The organism is uncultured Flavobacterium sp. (assembly GCF_963925185.1).
In the GTDB taxonomy this organism is placed as follows: Bacteria; Bacteroidota; Bacteroidia; order Flavobacteriales; family Flavobacteriaceae; genus Flavobacterium.
In genome coordinates this window covers 1-22,497 of record NZ_CAWURC010000017.1, presented here as the reverse complement: position 1 = coordinate 22,497, position 22,497 = coordinate 1, and the positions used below count along the sequence as shown (strand labels likewise).

Here is a 22,497-nt window from a genome sequence, read left to right as displayed (position 1 = left end):
GGTGGTTCTTGTGCTCCTTGTCCTCTTGCAACAGGACCTACTAATCCTCCGGCAAGAAATGTTGGGGATGTAAAATCAATATACAATGGCATTGCTGTTCCCGTGGCTCCTGAATACACAAATGAGCCTGGAGTAATTTTTGACACATTTGGTAGTGCAGTTACAATAGCAAGTTCAACTTTAGGTGACGGCAATATTGTAATGAAATATACTAACCACAATTATTCTGGTATACAAGCTGGTACGGGTAATCTTGACGTGAATTCAATGACAATGTTGCATCTCGATGTTTATTCTCCAAACTTTACATCATTTAAAATTAAACTAGAAGCTGTTAACGGCTCTGCATTAGAACTAGAAGTTCCCTTTGCTAAGACGCAAAATTCATGGAATTCTTATGATATTGATCTTAGTACTTATACGGGAGTAGATTTAGCACATTTAAAATGGATTGTTCCAGTTACTAATGGCGGAGTGACTATGTATATTGACAATGTTTATTTTTATAGACCTGCCGCTTCAACAGTAGCGACTTTAAGCGACTTAAAAGTTGACGGTACAACGGTAGCTGGGTTTGCTCCTGGAAAAATAAATTATTCTGTTGTGCTTCCAAAGGGAACTACCGTTATACCACAGATTACTGCGGTAACAAAAACCAATAGTTTAGCAGCAGCTACTATAAATCAGGCATCTGCGCTTCCAGGTGACGCTACCGTTGTAGTCGTATCTGATGATGCCAGCACAACGAAGACTTATACGATATCTTTTTCAGTAGATACAAGTACACCTTGTGCAGGTTTCTCTACTGAAGCTCTTGAAGGAACGTTTTCTACTGGATATAATTATTCATTCGTAACAACCGGCACAAATGTATTAGTTACGTTTGAAATATTGGACACTGACAAATCAGGGCTTAATCCTCAATTGTATATAGAGCCATCCACCTTTTTAAATATGGCAAATACTTCAGGACAGACTTATACGTATACTTTTGCTGGACAAACTTCTGGAGCTGTTCTCAATTTTTCACTTAGAGCAGCATACGCTGGAGGTCTTGTAAGATCGAAAATATTTAATTATACTGTTGGTGATGCATGTGCCTTGGGTACTAATAAATTTGATTTAGCCTCATTCAAAGCGTACCCTAACCCAACAAAAGATACTTGGACGGTAACAACTAAAAACACAAACATATCCTCTATTCAAGTGTATGATGTTTTAGGTAGAAATGTATTATCATTAAAACCGAATGCAATCGAAGCAAAAATAGATGCCTCAAGCTTAAAAACTGGGGTGTATTTTGTAAAAATAAACACTCTAAATGGTTCTAGCTCTTTAAAATTAGTTAAAGAATAACGGCACAAACCATTAATTCCACATTAAAAAGAGTGATTCAATGAATCACTCTTTTTTTTGTATTACAAATCAGAATTTATTATTTATTACTTAACTTTTTATGAGGGTAAAGTTAGCAGGTCCATACCAATTTCCTTTTCGCAAACTACATTCATAGACGATAAAAATAGCGTGAGCATAGTAACAATAAAAGCAAAATTTCAGGAACCATAAAGGTTTTATAATTCAGCGTGTTGTTGCACCAAAAGGAAGGAATCGTAACTATATTAACGAGTTGAATGTAATCCCCTTCGTTGTATTGATACAATTGCATTTGGATTTTTTTATTATGCCTTTTTTTGAAGTTCAATAAACAATTCACTATTGGCTCGTGGAGCAATCGAATTTTGGCTTAATTCCATTTTTAAAATATCAAAATGGGATGAAAAAAATTGATTATATTCTTCTTTATTTCCTCCAAAAGGTGGACCTCCTTCAAATATTCTATTAAACAACAAACCAACTAATTTTCCATTATTGGATAACAGTTGGTGCATTTTTAGTACATAATTTAGACGCATTATTGGAAGCAAAGCACAGAAAAATGTTTGTTCTATAATCAAATCATATTTTCCTTCATGTTCGAAAAAATCACCTAAAACTATTTTAATATTAGGGTTGTTATTGAATTTCAAACGAAGATTTTCAACCAATGTTGGTGCAATATCAATTAAGGAAACATTGGTAAAATCATATTTTAGAAGATATTCCGCTTCATACGAATTACCACAACCAGGAATTAAAATACTTATGTTTTTATTTTTTAAAGTATCAATATAAGTTTTTATTGCCGGGGAAACTTCGCCTAAATCCCAGCCTGTTGCATTGTTTTTATATTTAGCATCCCAATACTCTTTATTCAAAGTAATCCATTTTGTAATCTCCTATATGCTTTTCGTTTTCTGAAATCATTTTTTTATGCTTAAAATAATTTATTATCCCGACTAAAAGAATCAGGAAAGAACAAATAAAGAAGGACATTTCGATAATAGAACTATGTTCAACCTTTAATAAAGCATTTGCACTTAAACCAGCTATAAAAAAATACATTGTAGTTCGAAGAACGGCCAAAAGTGTAGTTTGATTTGCTAAAATTGTTCTTTGCAAAGCTAATCGCTCCCTCAAAATAAGATCTTTATTTATTTGCTCTTCTGATTTCATTCCGTTTTATTTTTAGTATTTATGCCAAACGGTAAATACAATGGACAAAAGCTAATAAAACTTGTAAGTAAAAAGATGACAGCAAATGCTCCTAAAACCAAAGCAGTTGTTCCGCTAATTATTTCTGTATAATACAAACCTCCAATTACAAGGGCAATTAGAATACGAAAAATTTTATCTGTAGAACCCATATTTTTTTTCATGATTTTTGAATTAAATTGGTTAAAATAGTACTATTTTTTTGAATATTTATTATTTGGAACCGCACAACCATTTGGACCACAGCCTAAATTAAAAACAACCTGGAATAAAAAAAACAAAGCAAAAGCTATAAAAAACCACTCGTGAGTTGTAAAAGCCGAAACAAATAAAAACAAGGAAAAAGCCAATCGAGCCCAACACATTAAATGCCAATTTGTAAATAATAAATCTTTCATCTTATTTCAATGTTGACGGACACACAAAATTAGTTGTTTTAATTTCGGTTTTTTTAATGGCAGCAAAACCACCCAAAACGTTAACTAAATTATGATATCCACGCGCTTTCAAAATGGAAGCTGCTATCACAGAACGATAGCCACCAGCGCAATGTAAATAAAAAGTGTCCTCTTTTGGAAATTCGGCTAAATGCTCATTCAAGAAATCTAGTGGAGTTGAATGGACATCTAAAATATGTTCTGCTAAATATTCTCCTGGTTTTCTTACATCAAAAACTGGAACTTCTTTATCCTCTTCCATAATTTCTTCTAACGATTCGGCTGAAACAGAATTCACTGTGTCGTATTGCATTCCCGCATTTTTCCAGGTGTCAAATCCATCTTTCAAATAACCTATCGTATTGTCATAACCTACCCTTGCCAATCGTATAATTGTTTCTTCTTCCCTCCCCTTTGGAGTAACCAAAAGTAGTGGTTGTTTAATGTCTAAAATTAAGGAACCAACCCAAGGTGCAAATGCACCGTCGATTCCAATGAAAACAGATTTTGGAATATGTCCTTTTGCAAAATCATCTTGATTACGCACATCCAATATCAAGGCATCGGTTCCGTTGGCAACAAATTCGAACGTAAATGCGTCATAAGCAGTAGCTTCTTTTACAATATCTTCTACGTTTTCGTAACCCTCTTTATTGAGTTTTACATTCATTGGAAAATAAGCTGGAGGAGGTAATAATCCATCGGTAACTTCATTAATAAATTCCTCTTTGGTCATGTTTTTACGAAGTGCATAGTTCATTTGTTTTTGTTCGCCAATGGAACCCACAGTTTCCTTACTTAAGTTTTTTCCGCAAGCACTTCCTGCACCATGAGCAGGATAAACAATAACATCATCGGCCAAAGTCATGATTTTGTTTCGCAAACTTTCGAATAAAATTCCAGCCAAATCTTCTTGAGTCATATTAGCTGCTTTTTGGGCTAAATCTGGTCTTCCTACATCTCCTAAAAACAAGGTGTCACCACTAAAAATCGCGTAATCTTTTCCGTTTTCGTCTTTCAAAAGATAACAAGAACTTTCCATCGTATGTCCGGGAGTGTGCAATAAAGTGATAGTAATGTTTCCCAATTGGAAAACTTCACCATCTTTTGCAATATGTGAATCAAAAATAGGATTAGCAGTTGGTCCAAATATTATAGGAGCTCCAGTTTTTTCAGCCAAAGTAACGTGACCACTAACAAAATCAGCATGAAAATGGGTTTCGAAAATATATTTTATTTTTGCGTTATCTAGAGAGGCTTTGTTAACATAAGGCTGTACTTCTCGCAATGGATCAATAATGGCAACTTCGCCATTACTTTCTATATAATAAGCCCCTTGCGCTAAACATCCCGTGTAAATTTGTTCTATTTTCATTTTTTTTGAGCTAATTATAATCTAAATTTAATTTTTTTTCAATTATGGTATCAAAAGTTATATTTTGTAAAATATAAAGATACGAAAACCTCTTTAATTATGATGTAAATTCCCATCGCAAGAACAAACCAACCAAATCCTGTTTTGAGTTTTTCTTCATCCACTTTTCTGGAAATAAAATTTCCGATAAAAACACCTGCAATAGATGCTAAAGTAAAGACTTGTAACAACTCCCAATCGATAATTTGGTTCCCCATAATATCACCTGTAAATCCAATTAATGACTGTAAGGAAACAATAAAAAGCGATGTACCAACAGCTATTTTCATTGGTATTTTTGCAAAAAATAACAAAGTTGGAACAATTAAAAACCCACCTCCAGCTCCAACAAATCCAGAAATAAGACCAATGAGAATTCCCATTGTAACTACTTTAAAATAATTGAGTTTTTCCTCACCCGAAATTGTGGTTTCCTTAAAAGGTTTTATCATTCGAAACGATGCAAAAATCATTACAAAAGCAAATACAATCATAATTAGTATAGACTTACTCAGAATGAAATTTTCAGTGGTAAAAATAATTTTCGGGATTCTAGGAACAATAAATTTTCGAGTTATGAAAACAGAAATCACTGCAGGTATTCCAAATAGAATCACCTTGTTGAAATCGACTAATTTTTGTTTGGCTTTATGAACACCTCCAATTAAAGATGTTGTTCCGATTACAAATAGTGAATAGGCTGTAGCCAGTGCGGGTTCGATTCCCATCATATATACTAAAATAGGAACCGAAAGTATGGAACCACCGCTGCCCAGCATGCCAAGCGTCATCCCAACAAAAACAGCCAAAATATAACCTATGATATTAGATATTTCCATTTATTGCGTTTTTCAGTACAAAAGTAATTTTTTAAAGAGCCTAATTCTGTAACAAATGTTACCTCCCTAGTTTAGCATTATTATCGACGCTCTGTTCAAGCTTATTTTCCCCTTGTTTTCCAATGCTTTTAATAATCGAGAAACTACAACCCTCGAGGTATGCATATCATACGCAATTTCTTGGTGTGTGTTATGAATTTCATTTGAGTTATTTATTTTGGATTTTTCATGTAGATAATTCCATAACCGTTCATCCATATTCATAAAAGCCAAGTTGTCAATTGCCGACAACATTTCCTTTAAACGATTATTATAACTATTAAAAACATAGTTTCTCCAGCTTTTATATTTCCCTAACCACTCCTCCATTTTATTGACTGGAATCATTATCAGCAGGCCATTTGTCTCTGCTACAGCCCTAATTTCACTCTTCGTTTCTCCCATACAACATGCCATTGTCATCGCACATGTATCTCCTTTTTCGATAAAATACAACAACAATTCCCCTTCATCAAAATCTTCGCGCAAGATTTTGATTGCACCTGTTATCAATAATGGCATTTTTTGAATGGAGTCTCCAAAATCAATAAGAATATCACCTTCCTTGAAGTCTCTCAATAAAGAAACCTGACTAATTTCATCGATCAATTTATCTTCAAATATATATCCGTAAGTCTGTTTGAGCAAGTCTTTCATTATTGCTTTTTCCTTTTTATGAGCCGTAAATTTCGCTAAAATTTTTCACTTTTAAGACAAAACAAAAATACTTTGTCTTTTATTTTAATTTTAAGATTTGTTTAAAGAATCATTCTGTTTATACAAATTTTAATTTCAAAAATTTGGTTCTATGCAACAAAAGCTACAAACCCTTACAATATGTTTTTAGAAATTTTTTCTAGAATTAATAATCAACAAATGAAAACACTTATTATTGGAGGAGTTGAAGCTTTCGAAGACAAGGGCAATGAAATTGAATTGAAGCTCCATAATGGCAAATCAATTCTGACTGACGCAGTCGTTTTTGCCATTGGTGTTAGAGACAAAAAAGAATTCGATAATGGCGCTATACCAAACTCCATAAATATGAACGTAGATACTTTACGAGAAAATTTCGATTTCTTTAATAAAAACAAAAAATATGTAATTTACTACCTAGTGGGTTTACGAGGGTATTTAGCCCAACGAATATTGAGAAACTAAAATATCAATTCCGTTAATCTTAATGGCGGTTGTGGGGTTTGGAAACCGATGAATAGTTAATATAATTAAATCTTATATATAAATAAAACCCTCTGTAAACAGTACCTTAAAGAGGGTTTTTAATACTATTTCAAAAACAATTATTTTATAACATCATTCCCTTGGCAATAAAATCGTAGCGGTAATATGCTCCAAGACCTCAAATGCTGTCTCAGCCATTTTATTTCCTTTGTTATCTAAAAGTGGATTTACCTCAACAAATTCGATGCAAACCACCTTTCTAGTTTCTATAATTTGGTCTATAATAGCGATGATTTCATATTGGTCAAAACCTCTAGGAACTGGCGTTCCTGTTCCGTATGAAATCAAGTCGCAATCCATAGCATCTACATCAAAAGAAACATACAAAATATCGCAATTCGATAATTTATCCAAGGCTTCTTTCACGCAGGTTTTGAGTCCACGATACCGCACTTCATCTACTTTATAATTCCTAATTTTTAATTTTTCTATTTGGTTTTCTTCGGCTTCTTCAGTGTCGCGAACACCAAAATACACTAGGTTTTCAGGCAAGACTTTTGCGCCTTTGATACCAATATTTTTCATTTCTTCCCAATAGTGTTGGGTTTCAGGAGCCAATTCGTTTATTTGACAATCCAAATTATCATCGGAAATCACTGCCGCTAAAGGCATTCCGTGAATATTTCCCGAAGGCGAAGTGTAAGGCGAATGCAAATCGGCATGAGCGTCTATCCAAATCACTCCTAATTTTTGTTCGGGATAGACGGCTTTAATCCCGCTAATCGTTCCCAAAGCCGAAGAATGATCTCCTGACAAAACAATTGGAAAAAAACTAGACTCCATATTTTTCTTTACCGAATTACAAACTCGAGTACATTGTTCTACAACGTGCTCAATTCTCTTGGCAAAAGTGCTTCGATTCTTATCATAAACAGATTCGTTGTGGGTTTTGACATCTTCAAAAGGAAATTGGTTAAAATAATCACTGTTTTGATTGATTGCGGCAATTTCTATGGCGTCAACTCCCATATCAGAACCTCTTGTTCCTGCGCCAATGTCAGACCGATTCTTTATTAATTTTATTGTTGGTTCCATAGGGTTTTAATTATCTAAAATCATTCAACGCCTTTTCTATAATGGCGAGGCATTCATGAATTTGACTTTCGGTAATCACTAACGGCGGTGCCAATCTAATTTTGTTGCCATGCGTAGGTTTTGCCAATAATCCGTATTCACTAAATTTCATACAAATTTCCCAAGCCAAATCGGATTCTTCATCGCAATTAATAACAATAGCATTCAGTAATCCTTTTCCTCTAACTAAGGTAATTAAAGAATTCCTTTCGGCAATATCGTTGAGTCCTTTTCTTAAAATAATTCCCAAACGTTCTGCATTTTCAGCTAATTTTTCTTCTCGAATCACTTCGAGCGCTGCAATGGCGACAGCTGCAGCTATAGGGTTTCCACCAAAAGTAGACCCGTGTTGTCCCGGTTGAATCACATTCATAATTTCATTATTGGCCAAAACTGCCGAAACGGGATAAACACCTCCAGAAAGTGCTTTCCCTAGAATTAAAATATCAGGTTGTACGTTTTCGTGATGTACTGCCAATAACTTTCCGGTTCTTGCAATTCCGGTTTGCACTTCGTCAGCAATGAACAAGGCATTGTATTGTTCGCAAAGTGCTTTGGCTTTCGCCAAATAACCATCGGAAGGTACATAAACTCCAGCTTCACCTTGAATAGGTTCAACTAAGAATCCGGCAATATTTGTTGTCGATTTTAAAACATTTTCTAATGCTTCAATATCATTATAAGGAATTTTTATAAATCCAGCCGTGAAAGGACCAAAACTTTTACGGGCACTTTCATCATTAGAAAAGGAAATAATAGTTGTCGTTCTTCCGTGGAAATTGTTCTCACAAACTATAATTTGCGCTTGATTTTCGAGAATTCCTTTTACTTCATAAGCCCATTTTCTGCACAATTTAAGGGCTGTTTCTACCGCTTCGGCACCCGTATTCATAGGTAACACTTTATCGAAGCCAAAATATTTAGTTACATATTCTTCATAATTTCCCAATTGATCGTTATAAAAAGCACGAGAAGTCAAAGTCAAAGTTTGTGCTTGTTTGATCATCGCATTCACAATTTTTGGGTGGCAATGTCCTTGGTTAACAGCAGAATATGCAGAAAGGAAATCGAAATATTTTTTTTCGTCTATATCCCAAACAAAAACACCTTCTCCTCTTTCGAGAACAACAGGTAATGGATGGTAATTGTGGGCCCCATATTTATTCTCTTTTTCTATCATTCCTTCTGCTTTTGAAGAAAGGGTTTGATGTATTTGTTCCATACTGTTTTTGTTTAAAAATATTTCATCCCAAAAATAATAAAATATTTTATTTTACAATAAAAAATAAAAATTTTGACTTACATTTGATATAAATAAGTCATATTTAATTTTAAATTAAAAAAATAAGTTATTTTAACATATATTATTATGGAAAAACTAGATGAATTCGACACTAATATTATTAAAGAATTGGAAAAAGATGGACGGATGGCTTATTCGACAATTGCAGCCAATTTAAAAATATCAAATACGATGGTTCATCAGCGTGTAAGCAGGCTGATAGAACAAGGAATACTCACGGGTATAAAACCGGTAATTAACGAGAAAAAAATCGGTTACGATTGGGGAGCTTTCACCGGAATCACCTTAAATAAAGATCAAGATTCGGGCAGAATTATCGAAGAGTTGAAAAAAATTCCTGAAATCACTGAATGTTACTATATCTCGGGTTTATACACACTTTACATCAAAATCATCGCCCGAAATCACGAACACATGCGCAAGGTACTTTATGAAAAAATAGATAACATTCCCGGCATTTCAAAAACCGATTCCATAATGGAGTTAGGTTGCGCTTTCAAGCGGAATGTTTCACTATAGTATAAACTAATATTCTAAAAAAAAAATGAAAAATTACAAGAACTACATAAAATTAGGATTGCTATTCTTCTGCATCAGTTTTCAGGCAATTTCTCAAAAAGTGGATACAAAAGAGATCAATAGACTCAAAAAATTAGCCCAAGAAGTCACCATTATCCGTGACAATTGGGGAATCCCGCATATTTACGGCAAGACAGATGCCGATGCCGTATTTGGAATGCTTTATGCCCAATGCGAAGACGATTTTAAACGTATCGAAATGAATTACGTGGAGAAAATGGGACGTTTGTCAGAAATTAAAGGGGAATCGTTTTTGTATAATGATTTAGAAACACGCCTTTTAATTGATGTGAATGAGGCAAAAGCCGACTATAAAAAAGCGGCTCCTTGGTTAAAAAAATTATTGAACGGCTATGCTGACGGAATCAACTTCTATTTATACAATCATCCCGAAGTAAAACCCGCTTTATTAAATCATTTTGAACCTTGGTATCCTTTGCTTTGGACTGACGGAAGTATTGGCGCCATAAGCACAGCCGATCTTTCCACCGGGGAACTTAAAGCTTTTTACTCCGATAATACTGATAAAGTAGCTTACGTGGAAAGAGAGAAAGACATGCAAACTGGCTCGAATGGTTTTGCTTTGGCTCCTTCTAAAACGGCTTCAGGAAATGCAATACTTTATATCAATCCGCATACTACTTTTTATTTTAGACCCGAAGTGCAAATACACAGCGAAGAAGGATTGAATGTATACGGTGCCGTAACTTGGGGACAATTTTTTGTTTATCAAGGATTCAATGATAATTGCGGTTGGATGCATACCTCGTCAGCCGTGGATGTAGCCGATATCTATGCCGAGAAAATAGTAACCAAAAACAAAAAGCTATTTTACGAATACGACAAAAAATTACTACCTGTCATCGAAAAAGCAATCACCATAAATTATTCTGAAAACGGAAAGCTAAAAAGTAAAAAATTCAAGACTTACTTTACAATTCATGGTCCGATTATGGCTAAGAGGGACGGGAAATGGATAAGTCTAAAATCGAATAACCGATCGATGAACAGTCTGGTGCAAAGTTGGGTAAGAACAAAGTCAAAGGGATTTGACGATTATAAAAAGGCAATGGACTTGAAAGCCAACACTTCAAATAACACTGTTTTTGCAGATAGCAAAGGAAACATAGCCTATTGGCATGGAAACTTCATCCCTATTCGAGACAAAAATTTGAATTGGGCAAAAGTTATGGACGGCACAACTTCGGCAACGCAATGGAAAGGCTTGCATGAGGTTTCCCAATCCGTTCATTCATACAATCCTGCAAACGGATGGTTGCAGAACTGCAATTCCACCCCTTTTTCCGTGGCTGGTGCCAATAGCCCGAAAAAAGAAAACTACCCTTCCTATATAGCACCAGATGGCGAAAATTTCAGGGCTCTAAATGCAGTCCGTATTTTAAGCAAAGGAGATAAATATACTTTAGACAAAGTAATTGAAGATGGCTACAACACTTATCTCACCGCTTTTGAAGTATTGATCCCTCCACTGACCGCCAGTTTTGATAAAAATATAAAACCAGGAGACCCGCTGTACAATGATTTAGTCGAACCAATATCAGTATTAAAAAACTGGGATTATTATTCCAATGAAAATTCAGTAGCAACAACATTGGCTATCGAATGGGCAACAAAATTATACCCAATCATTCAAAAAGTATATATCAACCAAGGCGAATCAGATCAGGTTGAAAATACGAAAAATTTCGCAAAAAACGCCACAGTCGATCAATTGCTTCCTCAATTGCAAATGGTGGTTAATGAGTTAAAAACCAAATTTGGCAAATGGCAAATTCCCTGGGGCGAAATCAATCGCTTTCAAAGACCGTCTGGAGCAATTGACCTTGTTTATAAGGATTCTTTAGAAAGTTTGCCTATGGGTTATACTTCTTCGATATGGGGTTGCTTGCCTTCTTTTAGAAGCAATTATCAAAAAGATACCAAAAAAAAATATGGATCCAGCGGCAATAGTTTTGTTTGCGTGGTGGAATTTGGCGACAAAATAAAAGCCAAGTCTTTACTTGCGGGCGGAAACAGTGGCGACCCAATATCCGAGCACTTTAATGACCAAGCAGAAATGTATCGAAAAGGGCAATTCAAAGACATTTTATTTTACAAAGAAGATGTTCTAAAAAATGCGGAAAGAACTTATCATCCCGGGAAATAATTTTGGTTTTTACCTACTACTAAAAAAATGTTACTAACTAGAGTTTTAAAACTGGAAGCCTCGTAATTTTTTTTTAGAGTTTCTTTTCTCCCTTTTATTTCTGATATTAGTGTAAAATAATATTGTTATGAAAAAGTATTTATATATATTTTCATTAATGTCCGATAAAAAATAAAAGCAGGCGTTTTTATTTTTTATCGGACATTAATGAATTTTAATAATAATATTGTTGTTCTTTGCCTTTTATATTTTTATTAACTTACACTAAACATAAAATGAAAAAAAATATTTTATTTTTTTTAATCGCTACAACAATTTCATGTTCCTCCCAGAAAGGAAATGTTGCCGATATAAATCCTACAAAATACATTAATACCATTACTTCCAATGATTTGTCAAAGCATTTAAATATAGTTGCTTCTGATGAAATGGAAGGTCGAGAAACAGGTTCAACAGGACAAAAGAAAGCAGGAGATTATCTTATCAGTCAATACAAAGCTAACGACGTTCCGTTTCCGAAAGGAGCAACCAATTATTATCAAAGAGTTCCCGCTGCTTTTCTAAATGCCAAACATAACGACAATCTACCTGATTCTGAGAATATCTGGGCTTTTATTGAAGGTTCCGAAAAACCCGATGAAATCATAGTGATTTCGGCTCATTATGATCATATTGGCATAGAAAATGGCGAAATTTACAACGGTGCTGACGATGATGGCTCAGGAACTGTTGCTTTACTTGAAATTGCGCAAGCATTCGAAATTGCCAAAAAAGAAGGTTATGGTCCAAAACGTTCCATCTTATTTCTTCATGTTACTGGTGAAGAACACGGATTATTAGGTTCTAGCTATTATGCTCAAAATCCTTTGTTTCCGTTAGCCAATACCATAACCGATATCAATATTGATATGATTGGACGTCATGATGAATTTCACAACGATTCCAGTAATTATGTTTACCTCATTGGCTCTGATTATCTTTCAACAGATTTATATAACATCTGCGAAGACGCTAATAAAAATTATGTGAACCTGTTTATCGATTACAAATTCAACGACAGAACTGATCCTAACCGTTTTTATTACCGCTCTGACCATTATAATTTCGCAAAAAATGGAATCCCCTCGGTTTTTCTGTTTAACGGTGTTCATGCTGATTACCACAAGGCTTCCGATGAAGTTGATAAAATTGAATTCGACGCTTTGGCTAAAAGAACCCAACTAGCATTTGCAATTGCTTGGGAATTAGCAAACAGAGAAAATCGTCCTGTAGTTGATAAAAGCGGAAATTAGTTCTAAAATACTCCAATTATAATAAAAAAGAGCTTCGAAGAAATTTGAAGCTCTTTTTTATTCACAAAAAAAGCCTCGAATTTATTCGAAGCTTTTGCATTTTGGGTGGATGACCGGTTTCGAACCGGCGACCTCCGGCACCACAAACCAGCGCTCTAACCAGCTGAGCTACAACCACCATTTTTAACGAGTGCAAATATAGTTTGAAATTTTTTATTTTACAAAGAAAATTATCAAAAAATTATATCAAGTCGCCTAAACTATTGACTGCCAAATATCTTTCCACAGTAAATCCTTCAGCATGATTAGTGCCAATTAATCTTCCTAAATCCTGAGTGCGATAACTAAGGCTTTCCAGAAAGTTTTTTGTAGCAATTAGCGTTTCTGGTTCATTTGAATTTGGATTGTAAAATTGTGAACTGTAAGCCAAAATTGCTTCGGTTTTTTTATCATTATATCCTGTTATGTCTACAACAAAATCAGGAATTAAGTTTTTCCATTGTATGTAATGATAGACTAATTTAGGACGCCAAGCTTCTTGTTTCTCTCTATTTATTTCGGTTTCAATTTTCATCAAACCTGACAAAAAACAGGAGTCCGAAACTAATTGACCTCCTTTTCCGTGATCGATATGACGGTCATCAATAGCATTGCACAAGATAATCTCGGGTTTGTATTTTCGAATCATTTTAATGATTTCCAATTGATGGGATTCATCATTTACAAAAAAACCGTCGCGCATATCCAGATTTTCACGAACTAAAACTCCTAAAATCTTTGCTGCGTTGGCCGATTCTTGATTTCGAATCGCAACAGAACCCCGCGTTCCTAATTCACCACGAGTCAAATCGATGATTCCTACTTTTTTTCCCAATGCTATTTCTTTAGCAATTGTTCCACCACAACCTAATTCTACATCGTCTGGATGTGCCCCAAATGCTAATATGTCTAGTTTCATTTTGTCGGTTTTTGTTAGTATTAATTTTGAATACGGATAAATGCAGATTCATCTGTATTTCATTTTACAAAATTTTTCTCATCGTCGCCGATTTATTAATGCTTTCCTCCCACTCTTTCTGAGGAATACTGTCTTTTGTGATACCGCAACCCATATATAAATGAACATGAGAATCACAAATTTCCATGCATCGCAAATTGACGAACAAATTAGTATTTGCATTATCTTCTGCAAAACTACTGTTTAATTCTCCCAAATAACCAGTATAAAAAGTTCTTTTGTAATTTTCATTTTCCAAAATAAAAAATTTCGATTTTTCTTTAGGAAAACCACAAACAGCAGGTGTAGGATGTAACAAATGAACTATTTCTTGCATACTAGATTCTGAATTAAAAATTCCTGAAATATCCGTTTTAATATGCCAAATACTTCCTGCCTTGATACTGTAGGGTTTTGAAACAGAAAGTTCCGAAGCCACTTTTTGCAGTTTTGCAACGATATAATCAGTGACAAATTGCTGTTCTTCCTTTTCTTTTATTTTCCAAATTACCTCTTTTGAAACCTCCTCTTTTTGAGTTCCTGCCAAAGCTATGGTTTCAAATGAATTATTTTTCACTCTTAATAATTGTTCCGGTGTTGCTCCAAGCCAAATTCCAACTTTTGGATGAAAAAAACAATACACAAAAGCAGAAGGATACAACTGAGTCAATTTTTCGAAAGCGGAAACCAAGTCAAAATTAACCAATTCAACCGTTTCCTTTCGGGACAAAACTACTTTTTTAAATTCATGATTTTCGATGGCTTGAATTCCCTTAGCAACCAAATTTTTAAAATTATTTTTATCCAATTCGTTTGCTAAAGCAGCTACTTTTTCCGGAATATCCAACTTGTTTTTATCCCACGCAACTTTAACTATTTCAGATTGGTTTTTAGGAATTAAAACCGTTTGGTTACCATCGAATGAGGCAAAAACAAACCCTTTTTCGGTAAAATCATTTACTAAAAATAAAGTGTCATTTTTCTGAAAAAGTCCAACAACATTCGCTTCATTTGGGTTTTTATAAATCACAAAAGGAAGATTTTGCTTCAAATGGTTTGCCGCTTTATCAAAAATTATTTTCATTATGAATCCTGGGTTTTTCTTTTTGGTAAAATCATATTGGTTAATTTACAAACCGAAATCAAAGCGTCATTTTCATCGGTAATTCTAATTTCCCAAAGATGAATACTCCGCCCTTTGTGAATTATTCTTGCCGTTCCGTAAACAATTCCTTCCCGTTTTGCTTTCAGGTGATTTGCAGAAATTTCGATTCCGCGAATTTCGCTGAGTTCAGAATTAACAAATAACATCGACGCCGCACTTCCTACACTTTCGGCTAAAGCTACCGAAGCTCCGCCGTGCAACAAACCCATAGGCTGGTGAACCGAGGGATTTACTGGCATTTTAGCAACTAAATAATCCGGACCAACATCAATAAATTCAATATTCAAGGTATCCATCAAGGTGTTTTTTGAAATCTTATTATAAAGTTCTAGGATTTTATCTTTGTCGAAAATCATGTGATTTGTTTTAAAGTTGTAAATTTATGTAAAAGATGAGAGACAAAATAATAAATACATTTGTAATTATACATTCTAAATCGAAAATCGTTCTTCAATCCTATTAGTTTTTTACTATTTTTACAAAAAATCTATTGAAATGCGTCAGTTTTCTTTTCTATTTATTATTGGAATAATTATTTCTCTTTCTTCATGTCGAACTGATTTCGAAAGCGTAGCAAGCACCGGTGATTTGGGGTTCTCAAAAGACACAGTCTACTTAGATACTGTTTTTACTAACATTGGCTCAAGCACTTACACTCTAAAGATTTATAATCACAGCAAAAATGACATCACAATTCCAAGTATAAAATTAGCCAAAGGTTTAAATTCAAGATATAGAATGACGGTTGATGGGACGCAAGGAAATCAAGGAAAATCATTCGATAATGTCAATATTTTGGCGAAAGATAGTATGTATATTTTTATCGAAACGACAGCAAATATTGCAGATGCCAACTCCACCGATTTTCTTTACACCGACCAAATTCAATTTGATAGTGGCGCAAATCTTCAAAAAGTAGAATTAGTGACGCTCATTCAAGATGCCGTTTTTCTTTATCCGAAACGTTTTGGCGATGGAACAGTGGAAACTCTTCCTATTGGAGATGCAGAAATTTATGGTTTCTATTTAGACGAAAACGACCCCGTAAATGGTAACGAACTAGAATTTACAAACCAAAAACCCTATGTAATTTATGGCTATGCCGCAGTTACACCAGGAAAAACGGTGACTTTTGATGCAGGAGCAAGAGTCCATTTTCATGCCAATTCAGGTTTGATATTGGCAGCAAATGCTTCCATTAATGTAAATGGAACCTTATCTACAACTGATAAATTAGAGAACGAAGTTATTTTTGAAGGCGATCGACTAGAGCCTGATTTTGCTGATGTTTCAGGGCAATGGGGAACAATCTGGCTTACGGATGGCAGTACTAATCATACAATTAATCATTTAACGATTAAAAATGCAACTATAGGATTGTTAATTCAAAATAACAATGGTACAAAAGTTCAAATAAAGAATACGCAAATCTATAATTCCTCAAATTATGGAATTCTTGCCCAAACCGGAAAAATTGTTGGAGAAAATCTAGTCATAAATAATTCAGGACAAGCTAGTTTAGCCTGCGCTTATGGTGGAGACTATAAATTTACCCATTGTACATTCAACAACAATTGGAATAGTTCACAACAAGTGGCGGTCTTAATAAATAATTATTATACAGGTGCTATCCCGGAAGTAAAAGACTTAACAACAGCAACATTTAATAATTGCATTATTTATGGTTCTTATTCAAATGAAATGATTTTAGATAAAAAAGAGGGAGCCGCATTCGAATATCAATTTAACAATTGCCTCTTGAAATTTGATAATACATCAAACAAATACACTAGTGATCCTCTTTATCAATTCAATACAGACTTAATTCATTATAACGCAATAATCCAAAATAAAGACCCTAAATTCTTGAAAATGCCTCAAAACAAACTCAATATTGACGATACTTCGGCAGCTTTCGGAAAAGGAAACACTGCTTATCTAATTCCTTTAGATATACTAGGAAGTACTAGAACTTTACCGCCAGATTTGGGTGCATTTCAAAATATGCCGTTTCCTAAATAATTTTAAAGTCTTTGTTATTGTTTCCTTTGTTCTTGCTAATTTTTTAAACTAAATTTGCAAAACAACACTAACTACATTATTACAATGATTCATTTCTTTGAAAACCAAAGCAAGACCCTATTTGCAGTACAAACGCAAAACCTACTTTCGGCTCAAGACATTTCAAAACTCAACTGGCTTTTTGCCAACTCCCATAAAATAGAAAAATCCGTATTAACGGATTTTTTTGTTGGTCCTCGCGCCACAATGGTTACGCCCTGGAGCACTAATGCCGTTGAAATCACCCAAAATATGGGCATTTCTGGAATCATTCGAATAGAAGAATTTCATAAAGTATCAGAGGGGTCTTTGGATTTCGATCCTATGCTTTCCCAAAAATATTCTGAATTAAATCAAGATATTTTCACAATTCACATTCAACCAGAAGCAATTTTAGATATTGATGATATTGCTGCTTATAACACATCCGAAGGTCTATCATTAAGCCCTGACGAAGTAGAATATTTATACAATCTCTCAACTAAGTTAGGTCGAAAACTAACCGATTCTGAAATTTTTGCGTTTTCGCAAGCCAATTCGGAGCATTGCCGCCATAAAATTTTTAACGGAACATTCGTAATTGATGGTGAAGAAATGCCTTCTTCCCTATTCAAACTGATCAAGAAAACATCTGCTGAAAATCCGAACGATATTGTTTCGGCATATAAAGATAATGTGGCATTTGTAAAAGGACCACGCGTGCAACAATTTGCTCCAAAAACTGCCGACAAACCTGATTTTTACGAAATAACAGCATTCGATTCGGTTATTTCCTTAAAAGCAGAAACCCATAATTTTCCAACCACCGTAGAGCCTTTTAATGGAGCTGCAACGGGTTCTGGAGGAGAAATTCGAGATCGTTTGGCTGGTGGACAAGGTTCTTTGCCATTAGCAGGAACTGCTGTTTATATGACTTCGTATTCTCGTTTAGAAGAAAATAGAAATTGGGAAAATGCTGTTGCCGAAAGAAAATGGCTGTATCAAACACCAATGGATATTTTGATAAAAGCATCCAACGGAGCTTCTGATTTTGGAAATAAATTTGGACAACCGTTGATTACTGGTTCTGTTCTTACTTTCGAACACGAACACTTCGACGAGCTCAGTGTGACGAGTAGAAAATTAGGATACGACAAAGTAATTATGCAAGCGGGCGGAATTGGATACGGAAAACTGGATCAAGCCATAAAACAAAAACCTTCAGCAGGCGATAAAATCGTAATTCTTGGTGGTGAAAATTATAGAATCGGAATGGGTGGAGCGGCTGTTTCTTCTGCCGATACAGGAGCGATGAGTTCTGGAATCGAGTTGAATGCGGTGCAACGTTCGAACCCTGAAATGCAAAAACGAGCTGCCAACGCCATTCGTGGTTTGGTGGAAAGTGACCATAATCCAATTGTTTCCATTCACGATCATGGTGCGGGTGGACATTTGAACTGTCTTTCAGAATTAGTAGAAGAAACGGGCGGTTTGATTGATTTAGATAAGCTGCCTGTTGGAGATCCAACCCTTTCTGCAAAAGAAATCATTGGTAACGAATCTCAGGAACGAATGGGATTAGTTATTCGTAAAAAGGACATCGATATTTTACAACGAATTGCTGATAGAGAGCGGGCTCCAATGTACCAAGTGGGTGACGTAACAGCAGATCATCGTTTTACTTTCGAATCGAAATCGACTGCTTTAAAACCGATGGATTACGCTCTTGAAGATTTCTTCGGAAGTTCACCAAAAGTGGTAATGACCGATAAAACCATCACTTACAACTATCCTAATTTAGAATATTCGATAAAAAATATTACAACTTATTTAGAACAAGTATTGCAACTAGAAGCTGTTGCTTGTAAAGATTGGTTGACAAACAAAGTGGATCGTTGTGTAGGTGGAAAAGTAGCTAAACAGCAATGTGCCGGACCTTTGCAATTGCCATTGAACAATTGTGGTGTAATGGCTTTGGATTATCTAGGAAAAGAAGGAATTGCAACTTCTATAGGACATTCTCCTATTGCCTCCTTAATTGACCCAGTGGCAGGAACAAGAACCGCCATCGCCGAATCATTGTCGAATATTGTTTGGGCACCAATAAAAAATGGATTGGATGGAATTTCACTTTCAGCAAACTGGATGTGGGCGTGTAAAAATCAAGGCGAAGATGCTCGTTTGTATTTAGCTGTAAAAGCTTGTTCAGATTTCGCAATCGAATTAGGAATCAATATTCCAACCGGAAAAGATTCGCTTTCGATGAAACAAAAATATCCAAATGACGAAGTGATTGCACCGGGAACGGTGATTATTTCGGCGGGTGGAAACTGTACCGATGTTCGAAAAGTAGTAGAACCCGTTCTTCAAAAAGATGGAGGTTCAATCTATTATATCAATTTATCTCAAGATGATTTCAAATTGGGCGGTTCGTCATTTGCACAAATCTTGAATACAATTGGAAACGAAGCACCAACTATAAAAGACGCTGCTTTTTTTAAGAATGCTTTTAATACCATTCAAGAATTGATTTTGGACAACCAAGTTTTGGCTGGACACGATATAGGAAGTGGTGGTTTGATTACGACTTTATTGGAAATGTGTTTTGCCGATGTGAATTTAGGAGCTAAAATAGATTTCTCTGTTTTCGAAGAAAAAGATAGTATCAAATACTTATTTTCTGAAAATATTGCAATTGTTTTCCAAGCCAAAGAAGATGCCGTTGTCGAAAACGTATTGAATAACAAAGGTGTTTCTTTTTACAAATTAGGTACCGTTACCACAACTGGGACTTTAGACCTTGGACTTTCGACTTTCGAAATAAAAAAACACAGAGACATTTGGTTTAGAACGTCTTTCTTATTGGATCAAAAACAAGCCAAAAACGGAACCGCACAAGCACGTTTCGATAATTATGCAACTCAAGCTTTAAACTATACTTTCCCAACTCATTTTGCAGGAAAATTACCCGTTATTGATAAGACAAAACCTCGACCAAAAGCCGCAATTATCCGTGAAAAAGGAAGTAATTCTGAGCGTGAGATGGCAAACGCAATGTACCTAGCGGGATTTGATGTAAAAGACGTTCACATGACCGATTTAATTTCTGGACGTGAAAATCTGGAAGACATTCAGTTTATTGGTGCTGTTGGAGGATTCTCGAATTCGGATGTTTTGGGCTCTGCTAAAGGTTGGGCTGGAGCCTTTTTATACAACGAAAAAGCAAAAATGGCTTTGGAAAATTTCTTCAAAAGAGAAGATACTTTATCGGTTGGAATTTGTAACGGTTGCCAATTATTTATGGAATTAGAATTGGTAAATCCAGAGCACGAAGTTCACGGAAAAATGTTGCATAACGACAGCCACAAACACGAAAGTATATTTACATCGGTAACGATTCAAGAAAACAAATCAGTTATGTTGTCGAGTATGGTCGGAAGCACTCTAGGAGTTTGGGTTTCACACGGAGAAGGAAAATTCAATTTGCCTTTAGCCGAAGACCAATATCAAATTGTAGCGAAATATGGTTACGAAGAATATCCTGCAAATCCTAATGGTTCCGATTATAACACGGCTATGTTATGCGATACAACAGGACGACATTTAGTTATGATGCCACACATTGAGCGTTCTACGTTCCAGTGGAACTGGGCACATTATCCTAAAGACCGGAACGATGAAGTTTCGCCTTGGCACGAAGCCTTTGTGAATGCTAGGAAGTGGATAGACAAGATTTAAAAATAGAAAGCAAAAAACATCCTAATCATAAACGTCTTCTGTTTTTTTTATATATTCTGTCTTGTCCTGAAATAGCGATACACAAAATTCATCGTTATGGAAAATAACCAAGAAAGCCGCTATGTAAAGCGCACGCAAAAAGACTATACAATGTCTTTTAAATTACAAATTGTTCAAGAAATAGAACAAGGAAACTTATCAACCCACCAAGCCTGTCGTAAGTATGGAATTCAAGCACGTTCAACAATTGTAGAATGGCTTCGAAAATTTGGTAACTTTGATTGGGAAAATCAAACACCATCTAATATGCCAAAATCTCCAGAACAAAAAATAATGGAACTAGAAGCAAAAGTTAGGCTTCTAGAAAAGCAGAAAACATTTTTAGAACAACAAGCTTTTGTTGCCGATAAGAAAGCCATCATTTTTGATATGATGATTGATATTGCAGAAAAAGAATATCAAATCGATATACGAAAAAACTCATCACCCGAACAATCGACCATTTTAAAGAAGAACAACAACAAACAATAATGTTTGCCTGTACTTTGTTCGGGGTAGATAGACAGGTTTATTATCGAAAAATAAAACGACGCATTATCAAGCAAGATAAGGCACAATTGGTTGTGAATATGGTTTTAGAAATTAGGATGCAAATGCCGAGGATTGGCTCTAAAAAGCTATATTATTTGCTAGGTGAAGATTTAAAAACACTAAAAATAGGAAGAGATAAATTCATTGATATTCTCAGAGCAAATCATTTATTAATAGTTCCAAAACGTTCTTATCACATCACCACAAACTCGCATCATCGCTTTAGAAAGTATAAAAACCAATTGCTGGATTTACAAATAAACAAGCCAGAACAAGTCTGGGTATCTGATATTACTTATATTGGGAAAAGAGAAAAACCTTGTTATTTAAGTTTAATAACAGATGCTTATTCTAAAAAAATTGTTGGATACAATGTAGCCGATAACTTAAATACTCAAAGTAGTTTAGTAGCATTAAAGTTAGCTATTAAGCAAAGGAAAAATAAAGGAATACCTTTGATACACCATTCCGATAGAGGATTGCAATATTGTGCCAATGAATATCAAAAACTACTAAGCAACAATGACATTCAGCCCAGTATGACCCAAAACTCGGATCCATATGAAAATGCAGTAGCAGAAAGAATAAATGGAATTTTGAAACAAGAATTTTATATTGACAAATACAATAAAGAACTTCCAATTATGAAGAAAATAATAAAAGAAACAGTTGCAATATACAATGAAAAAAGACCTCATTTATCAAACCATATGCTAACGCCAAATCAAATGCACGAGCAATCTAAACTAATAATGAAAACCTATAAAACTAAAAACAGCATCAAAAACGTTTTTGATGCTGTTTAATTTATCTATTTTTGCCTAATAATCTGTATCGATTATTTAGGACTAGTCAAAATTATAAAAAAAAGTGTTTTTTGTTCATTCTGTTTGGATAATCAAATTTCATTTATATATTTGTGCCAAGAATTAAATATGAAAACAATAACAAACAATACTTGGTGGTGGAACAATTTACGTCAAAC

The 22,497-nt window shown here is 34.7% G+C and carries 21 protein-coding genes and 1 tRNA gene; 9 read left to right on the top strand and 13 right to left on the bottom strand.

Annotated elements, in window-relative coordinates:
* Positions 1-1,356, top strand: a 1,356-nt coding sequence (locus AABM59_RS04535; RefSeq protein ID WP_338407790.1) for a T9SS type A sorting domain-containing protein, incomplete at its 5' end; no start/stop codon positions are given.
* 326 nt (positions 1,357-1,682) lie between these two features.
* Here the strand turns inward: AABM59_RS04535 and AABM59_RS04530 are convergent.
* From AABM59_RS04530 to AABM59_RS04500, 7 genes are all read right to left on the bottom strand, one after another.
* Complete coding sequence (locus tag AABM59_RS04530; protein WP_338407789.1) at positions 1,683-2,258, bottom strand: methyltransferase domain-containing protein; 576 nt, start codon at positions 2,256-2,258, stop codon at positions 1,683-1,685.
* A complete protein-coding gene (locus AABM59_RS04525) occupies positions 2,251-2,556 on the bottom strand; it encodes a DUF202 domain-containing protein (protein ID WP_338407788.1) in 306 nt (101 codons plus the stop codon). The genes AABM59_RS04530 and AABM59_RS04525 overlap by 8 nt, the downstream gene beginning before the upstream one ends.
* Entirely contained in the window at positions 2,553-2,759 is a 207-nt protein-coding gene (locus AABM59_RS04520) for a DUF2892 domain-containing protein (protein WP_338407787.1), read from the bottom strand. Before AABM59_RS04520 ends, AABM59_RS04525 begins: the two co-directional genes overlap by 4 nt.
* 30 nt (positions 2,760-2,789) lie before the next feature.
* Positions 2,790-2,993, bottom strand: a complete 204-nt coding sequence (locus AABM59_RS04515) for a hypothetical protein (protein ID WP_338407786.1) — start codon at positions 2,991-2,993, stop codon at positions 2,790-2,792.
* Between the two features lies 1 nt (position 2,994).
* Positions 2,995-4,407 (bottom strand): rhodanese-like domain-containing protein, encoded by a 1,413-nt coding sequence (locus tag AABM59_RS04510; protein WP_338407785.1) that lies wholly within the window; start codon positions 4,405-4,407, stop codon positions 2,995-2,997.
* A 50-nt stretch (positions 4,408-4,457) separates the two neighbouring features.
* Positions 4,458-5,285, bottom strand: a complete 828-nt coding sequence (locus AABM59_RS04505; RefSeq protein ID WP_338407784.1) for a sulfite exporter TauE/SafE family protein — start codon at positions 5,283-5,285, stop codon at positions 4,458-4,460.
* A gap of 66 nt (positions 5,286-5,351) precedes the next feature.
* Positions 5,352-5,981: a Crp/Fnr family transcriptional regulator gene (locus AABM59_RS04500; RefSeq protein WP_338407783.1), complete on the bottom strand. Its 630-nt coding sequence runs from the start codon at positions 5,979-5,981 to the stop codon at positions 5,352-5,354.
* Positions 5,982-6,200: 219 nt separating this feature from the next.
* Between AABM59_RS04500 and AABM59_RS04495 the strand changes: the two genes are divergently transcribed.
* Positions 6,201-6,485, top strand: a complete 285-nt coding sequence (locus AABM59_RS04495; RefSeq protein WP_338407782.1) for a rhodanese-like domain-containing protein — start codon at positions 6,201-6,203, stop codon at positions 6,483-6,485.
* A 153-nt stretch (positions 6,486-6,638) separates the two neighbouring features.
* Here the strand turns inward: AABM59_RS04495 and rocF are convergent, their stop codons facing one another.
* Both rocF and rocD read right to left on the bottom strand, forming a co-directional pair.
* A complete protein-coding gene (gene rocF, locus AABM59_RS04490; protein ID WP_338407781.1) occupies positions 6,639-7,601 on the bottom strand; it encodes an arginase in 963 nt (320 codons plus the stop codon).
* A gap of 10 nt (positions 7,602-7,611) precedes the next feature.
* Entirely contained in the window at positions 7,612-8,862 is a 1,251-nt protein-coding gene (gene rocD, locus AABM59_RS04485) for an ornithine--oxo-acid transaminase (RefSeq protein WP_338407780.1), read from the bottom strand.
* Between the two features lie 147 nt (positions 8,863-9,009).
* Here rocD and AABM59_RS04480 point away from each other — a divergent pair, with 147 nt between their 5' ends.
* The 3 genes from AABM59_RS04480 to AABM59_RS04470 all read left to right on the top strand — a co-directional run bounded on the left by AABM59_RS04480 (position 9,010) and on the right by AABM59_RS04470 (position 12,981).
* Positions 9,010-9,462, top strand: coding sequence for an Lrp/AsnC ligand binding domain-containing protein (locus AABM59_RS04480; protein ID WP_338407779.1), 453 nt, complete (start codon positions 9,010-9,012; stop codon positions 9,460-9,462).
* Between the two features lie 25 nt (positions 9,463-9,487).
* On the top strand, positions 9,488-11,689 hold the full coding sequence (locus AABM59_RS04475; RefSeq protein ID WP_338407778.1) for a penicillin acylase family protein: 2,202 nt from the start codon (positions 9,488-9,490) through the stop codon (positions 11,687-11,689).
* Positions 11,690-11,964: 275 nt separating this feature from the next.
* The gene (locus AABM59_RS04470) at positions 11,965-12,981 is read left to right on the top strand and encodes a M28 family metallopeptidase (protein ID WP_338407777.1); all 1,017 of its coding nucleotides are present in this window, start codon (positions 11,965-11,967) and stop codon (positions 12,979-12,981) included.
* Positions 12,982-13,085: 104 nt separating this feature from the next.
* On the opposite strand, the gene AABM59_RS04465 is transcribed toward AABM59_RS04470, so the two are convergent.
* The 4 genes from AABM59_RS04465 to AABM59_RS04450 form a co-directional block, all read right to left on the bottom strand.
* A tRNA-His gene (locus AABM59_RS04465) sits at positions 13,086-13,159 on the bottom strand.
* A 63-nt stretch (positions 13,160-13,222) separates the two neighbouring features.
* Positions 13,223-13,939, bottom strand: coding sequence for a bacillithiol biosynthesis deacetylase BshB1 (gene bshB1 / locus AABM59_RS04460; protein WP_338407776.1), 717 nt, complete (start codon positions 13,937-13,939; stop codon positions 13,223-13,225).
* A gap of 64 nt (positions 13,940-14,003) precedes the next feature.
* The gene (locus AABM59_RS04455) at positions 14,004-15,062 is read right to left on the bottom strand and encodes an isochorismate synthase (protein ID WP_338407775.1); all 1,059 of its coding nucleotides are present in this window, start codon (positions 15,060-15,062) and stop codon (positions 14,004-14,006) included.
* Positions 15,062-15,499 (bottom strand): PaaI family thioesterase, encoded by a 438-nt coding sequence (locus AABM59_RS04450; protein ID WP_338407774.1) that lies wholly within the window; start codon positions 15,497-15,499, stop codon positions 15,062-15,064. Before AABM59_RS04450 ends, AABM59_RS04455 begins: the two co-directional genes overlap by 1 nt.
* A gap of 139 nt (positions 15,500-15,638) precedes the next feature.
* Between AABM59_RS04450 and AABM59_RS04445 the strand changes: the two genes are divergently transcribed.
* The 4 genes from AABM59_RS04445 to AABM59_RS04430 all read left to right on the top strand — a co-directional run bounded on the left by AABM59_RS04445 (position 15,639) and on the right by AABM59_RS04430 (position 22,318).
* Positions 15,639-17,165: a hypothetical protein gene (locus AABM59_RS04445; protein WP_338407773.1), complete on the top strand. Its 1,527-nt coding sequence runs from the start codon at positions 15,639-15,641 to the stop codon at positions 17,163-17,165.
* A gap of 84 nt (positions 17,166-17,249) precedes the next feature.
* Positions 17,250-20,921 carry a phosphoribosylformylglycinamidine synthase gene (gene purL, locus AABM59_RS04440; protein WP_338407791.1) on the top strand — a complete coding sequence of 1,224 codons (3,672 nt, stop codon included), beginning with the start codon at positions 17,250-17,252 and terminating at the stop codon, positions 20,919-20,921.
* Between the two features lie 96 nt (positions 20,922-21,017).
* Positions 21,018-21,452, top strand: a complete 435-nt coding sequence (locus AABM59_RS04435; protein WP_338407772.1) for a transposase — start codon at positions 21,018-21,020, stop codon at positions 21,450-21,452.
* A complete protein-coding gene (locus AABM59_RS04430; RefSeq protein WP_338407771.1) occupies positions 21,452-22,318 on the top strand; it encodes an IS3 family transposase in 867 nt (288 codons plus the stop codon). Before AABM59_RS04435 ends, AABM59_RS04430 begins: the two co-directional genes overlap by 1 nt.
* Positions 22,319-22,497: the final 179 nt, after the last annotated feature.

Coding starts and splice junctions, on each gene's coding strand:
- AABM59_RS04525 (WP_338407788.1), bottom strand. CDS start 2,556: ATGAAATCAGAAGAGCAAATAAATAAAGATCTTATTTTGAGGGAGCGA.
- AABM59_RS04520 (WP_338407787.1), bottom strand. CDS start 2,759: ATGAAAAAAAATATGGGTTCTACAGATAAAATTTTTCGTATTCTAATT.
- AABM59_RS04515 (WP_338407786.1), bottom strand. CDS start 2,993: ATGAAAGATTTATTATTTACAAATTGGCATTTAATGTGTTGGGCTCGA.
- AABM59_RS04510 (WP_338407785.1), bottom strand. CDS start 4,407: ATGAAAATAGAACAAATTTACACGGGATGTTTAGCGCAAGGGGCTTAT.
- AABM59_RS04505 (WP_338407784.1), bottom strand. CDS start 5,285: ATGGAAATATCTAATATCATAGGTTATATTTTGGCTGTTTTTGTTGGG.
- AABM59_RS04500 (WP_338407783.1), bottom strand. CDS start 5,981: ATGAAAGACTTGCTCAAACAGACTTACGGATATATATTTGAAGATAAA.
- AABM59_RS04495 (WP_338407782.1), top strand. CDS start 6,201: ATGAAAACACTTATTATTGGAGGAGTTGAAGCTTTCGAAGACAAGGGC.
- rocF (WP_338407781.1), bottom strand. CDS start 7,601: ATGGAACCAACAATAAAATTAATAAAGAATCGGTCTGACATTGGCGCA.
- rocD (WP_338407780.1), bottom strand. CDS start 8,862: ATGGAACAAATACATCAAACCCTTTCTTCAAAAGCAGAAGGAATGATA.
- AABM59_RS04480 (WP_338407779.1), top strand. CDS start 9,010: ATGGAAAAACTAGATGAATTCGACACTAATATTATTAAAGAATTGGAA.
- AABM59_RS04475 (WP_338407778.1), top strand. CDS start 9,488: ATGAAAAATTACAAGAACTACATAAAATTAGGATTGCTATTCTTCTGC.
- AABM59_RS04470 (WP_338407777.1), top strand. CDS start 11,965: ATGAAAAAAAATATTTTATTTTTTTTAATCGCTACAACAATTTCATGT.
- bshB1 (WP_338407776.1), bottom strand. CDS start 13,939: ATGAAACTAGACATATTAGCATTTGGGGCACATCCAGACGATGTAGAA.
- AABM59_RS04455 (WP_338407775.1), bottom strand. CDS start 15,062: ATGAAAATAATTTTTGATAAAGCGGCAAACCATTTGAAGCAAAATCTT.
- AABM59_RS04450 (WP_338407774.1), bottom strand. CDS start 15,499: ATGATTTTCGACAAAGATAAAATCCTAGAACTTTATAATAAGATTTCA.
- AABM59_RS04445 (WP_338407773.1), top strand. CDS start 15,639: ATGCGTCAGTTTTCTTTTCTATTTATTATTGGAATAATTATTTCTCTT.
- purL (WP_338407791.1), top strand. CDS start 17,250: ATGATTCATTTCTTTGAAAACCAAAGCAAGACCCTATTTGCAGTACAA.
- AABM59_RS04435 (WP_338407772.1), top strand. CDS start 21,018: ATGGAAAATAACCAAGAAAGCCGCTATGTAAAGCGCACGCAAAAAGAC.
- AABM59_RS04430 (WP_338407771.1), top strand. CDS start 21,452: ATGTTTGCCTGTACTTTGTTCGGGGTAGATAGACAGGTTTATTATCGA.